Here is a 3,380-nt window from a genome sequence, read left to right on the forward strand (position 1 = left end):
TTCCCCATAGGAAATCACACACCTCCCGCGGCCTCCTCCTAGTCAGGTTTCCCAACGCGGGCCACGCTCAGCACAAGCTGAAATCTCGCACCATGGCCCGCATCGAAAAACCTAAAACTTTACTGTCGTTTACGTCAAATGACTCAAGGTCCGCTTATGCCCATTGGGCAGGAGTTCCCCTTATTTCATGTGGCCTTGGTCCCTCGTGAGGCCAAGCAGCCAGAACGCCTAGATGTGCATTTGCCGCTTGCGGTCGCGGGTGCGTTTGGTCGCGTCATCTGATCCGTCGTGGTAGGTTCCGAACCACTTGTCCCAAGGCATTTCAGCGTTGCCATAGTTGCATTCATAATACCGGTGATGCAGCTGGTGGAAGAAAGCGCCAAGCAAAAGTGCCTGACGATCCCGTGCCCAGATCGCTTCATATCCCGAGTGTGAGGACGCAGCGCCGAGCATTAACCAGTAGCCCAGAAACAACATATGCACCGGATGACTTGGCAGCAGCAGCACAATCAGAATGGCACTAAGATAGCCAAGTGCCTCAGTCGGGTGCATCGACATGCCTGACCACGGGCCGGTGTTGACGTTTCGGTGATGCACTGCGTGTACATGTTTGTAGATGCTCGGCTGGTGCAGGATTAGGTGCACGACGTAAAAGTGAAAGCTCTGCCACAGCGCCAAAACCGGAAACAGCAGGATGAACCAGACGGGATGCGCGCTGAACGACGAGGTGCCGATCAATCCGCTGGCGTAAGACCAGCGCAGGAAGCATTCCAGCAACGACAAGAACGTCGCGCCGAACATCATCGAATAATAGACGTTATCCCATGTCTGGTAGCCGAATTTGAACAGTGCGTTCTTGCGTTTGAAATAGGGGCGCGGATCGTATTTCAAGAGCTTGCCCTGACCGTCAATGCCATAGAACCAATGGTGCAGCCCGCCCGCTACAATCAAAAGAAGCAACCAGTTGCGCACAAACACCCATGCCACCCAGCCAAAGGCAAAACCCGCCTGTTCCGACCCCACCGGTTGCACCCAGAACGCCACCAGAAAGGCCAGCGTCAGAAAGATTGAGCGATCCGAGAATTGCAGCCAGTTCTGCCAGACCCATTTCGCAAACACGCCGGGTTTGGTGGGCCACAGCCAATAGGGCGCATATTTGACCGGCAATTCGGGATGCCAGTGCCATTCACGGCTCATCGGGGCGGAGTCTTGGACGTTCGAGGCTTTGTCTTGGGCGTTGGTTTGCGCGTTTGTCATGTCTTGACCCTTGCTGTGCTCAACTGTGGAACGGGCGGCGCTTGTCCAGCGCCTCGCAAAGCTTGTCGTGCTCACCGGGTTTCATGGTGATGCTGGTGGCGGCATCGGGATAGCTGTCATCAAGAACCGCCGTGCGATAGGCGCTTAACCCCTGCATCCGCTCAGCTTCCAATTTGGCGCGCGCGCCGACCATATCCGCGAACTCCCTGGCGTGACGTGGCGGGTCGATCGTGTCGCCGCAGGCATCATCCTGAAACAGGAAAACCACATCCGCAGCCCCGCCTGACCCGATGGAATGGGTGATCAAACCTGTGCGCGGGCTAATCTCGGCAATGGCTTCGTCCGCCACACATTCCAGCTCGACCGCATAGGCACCCGCATCTTCAAGACGGCGGAGGTCCTCAGCCAGCTTCATGGCCTCATCGGCGGTGCGCCCGTAGGCACACAACCCGCCAATCTGCGTCGACAGGCGTGGCACAAGGCCCAGATGCCCCTGCACCGCCAGCCCTTCATCGGCCAACATCTCGACAGCCTTAAAGCTGCGCAGGGTATAGACCGCATCAGCGCCCGCAGCGGCAGCGCGAATACCCGCACGCAAAATATCGTCGTGGGTTTCATAGTCGCTGGCCATGAGGGCCGCAGTGGTAAATGTGTGGGGCGCACCGGCGCGGACGTCATGCAGATCGTGGTCAACAATCGACAAATGATCGATCCCTGCGGCTTCGGCGGCGGCGGCCTCGATCCGGTTTACAGCCGTTGTCTGGACAAACTTGCGTTGCCCTTTGCCCGCTATGATATCCGCCACAGTGAGGTTCCGCGTCGCAGGAAACCCCCCAAAGGTATAAATGCGCTTCATACCGTCCCCTACCTATGTCCAGTCATTGTCAGAATAAGGGGATAGTATGCGCAAAACAAAACGAGTAATTTTGGCCAGTATCACAAAAATATTTTGGTGAAAATGCAAAGACTGCCAAACCTCATATGGCTCCGCTCCTTCGCTGCGGCGGCACAACATCTCAGCCTTACTGACGCGGCAGCCGAGCTGGGGCTGACCCAAACGGCTGTCAGCCTGCATGTCCGCTCGCTTGAGGCCGAGCTAGCCTGCGCATTGTTTACCCGTGCGGCACGGCGATTGACCTTGACCCAGACGGGGCAAGCCTATGCCTATTCGTTGCGGCAGGCCTTGGGCGATATGGCGTTTTCAACCGCCAGCCTGTTTGGCGCGGGTGCTGAACAGATGCTAACGGTGCGCGTTCCGATCTCTTCCGCCGCATTGTGGTTGGCGCATCGATTGCCCGGCTTTTCGGCAGCATATCCCGGCATTACCGTGAGGATGGTGTCGCAGGTCTGGGGCGGGGGCACCCCAGATGCAGAACTGGCGGATGTTGAGCTTCGTTTCGGCAACGGAAACTGGGCGGGCGTTCATGCACGAAAGATTTCTGACGAACGGATTGTTCCGATCAGCGCGGCAGGTGACAAACGCGACAAGCACGATCTGGCGGTGTTGCAGAACGGGCCACTGGTCCAGATCCTCGGCTTTGAGGACATGCTGTTGCGATATCTAAACGCAAACCACCTGACCCCTGCACATGGCGTGACGAGCCATGCTGTTGATACCACCGTGGCTGCCATTGATATTGTCGCAGCAGGGGGAGGTTCGGCCGTGGTACTGGAACGCTTTGCCCGAACAGCCATCAAAACTGGCAAGCCAATTGCGATTACAGGGGCGGCGGTGGAGATCAACTTGGCGCATTACCTTCTGACCACCACGACGTCAGGGCCCAGTGATCCTGCCAAACATCTGTTCGAAGCTTGGTTGGAGGCGGCGTTACGAGAAGGGTCGTAGGGCGGTCTTTGGCCTTTCCCCCTCCATTGTGTAAGGACACCAGTCCGGCTCTTCCAAGGCCTACTAAGGGTGAACTTAAGCGCTCCTCTCGTTTTCTGCTGTCAAACGAACAGCGGCCATTTGACGAATGCGCAGCATCTGGGGAAATGGGCTCTAGCACTAAATCGCTTCGCGATATGGGCGCTTGTGACGTGGGTTGCGCGTAGTCGGGATTTGTTTCGCGGATTGTGAAGTTGAGAGTTTGCTGTTGATCGAGGTGATTTTGCCTCGGTTGACA

General features: G+C 57.1%; 3 protein-coding genes. 1 reads left to right on the top strand and 2 read right to left on the bottom strand.

The window, feature by feature from the left end; translation table 11 throughout:
* Positions 1–228: 228 nt before the first annotated feature.
* Together QO231_RS25845 and QO231_RS25850 are read right to left on the bottom strand one after the other, a co-directional pair.
* On the bottom strand, positions 229–1,257 hold the full coding sequence (locus QO231_RS25845) for a sterol desaturase family protein (RefSeq protein WP_316783118.1): 1,029 nt from the start codon (positions 1,255–1,257) through the stop codon (positions 229–231).
* Positions 1,258–1,276: 19 nt separating this feature from the next.
* A complete protein-coding gene (locus QO231_RS25850; RefSeq protein ID WP_316783121.1) occupies positions 1,277–2,113 on the bottom strand; it encodes a 3-methyl-2-oxobutanoate hydroxymethyltransferase in 837 nt (278 codons plus the stop codon).
* Between the two features lie 102 nt (positions 2,114–2,215).
* Here QO231_RS25850 and QO231_RS25855 point away from each other — a divergent pair, with 102 nt between their 5' ends.
* Complete coding sequence (locus QO231_RS25855; protein ID WP_316783125.1) at positions 2,216–3,103, top strand: LysR family transcriptional regulator; 888 nt, start codon at positions 2,216–2,218, stop codon at positions 3,101–3,103.
* The last annotated feature ends 277 nt before the right edge of the window (positions 3,104–3,380 follow it).

The organism is Sedimentitalea todarodis (assembly GCF_032595355.1).
GTDB lineage: Bacteria > Pseudomonadota > Alphaproteobacteria > Rhodobacterales > Rhodobacteraceae > Sedimentitalea > Sedimentitalea todarodis.

Coding starts and splice junctions, on each gene's coding strand:
- QO231_RS25845 (WP_316783118.1), bottom strand. CDS start 1,257: ATGACAAACGCGCAAACCAACGCCCAAGACAAAGCCTCGAACGTCCAA.
- QO231_RS25850 (WP_316783121.1), bottom strand. CDS start 2,113: ATGAAGCGCATTTATACCTTTGGGGGGTTTCCTGCGACGCGGAACCTC.
- QO231_RS25855 (WP_316783125.1), top strand. CDS start 2,216: ATGCAAAGACTGCCAAACCTCATATGGCTCCGCTCCTTCGCTGCGGCG.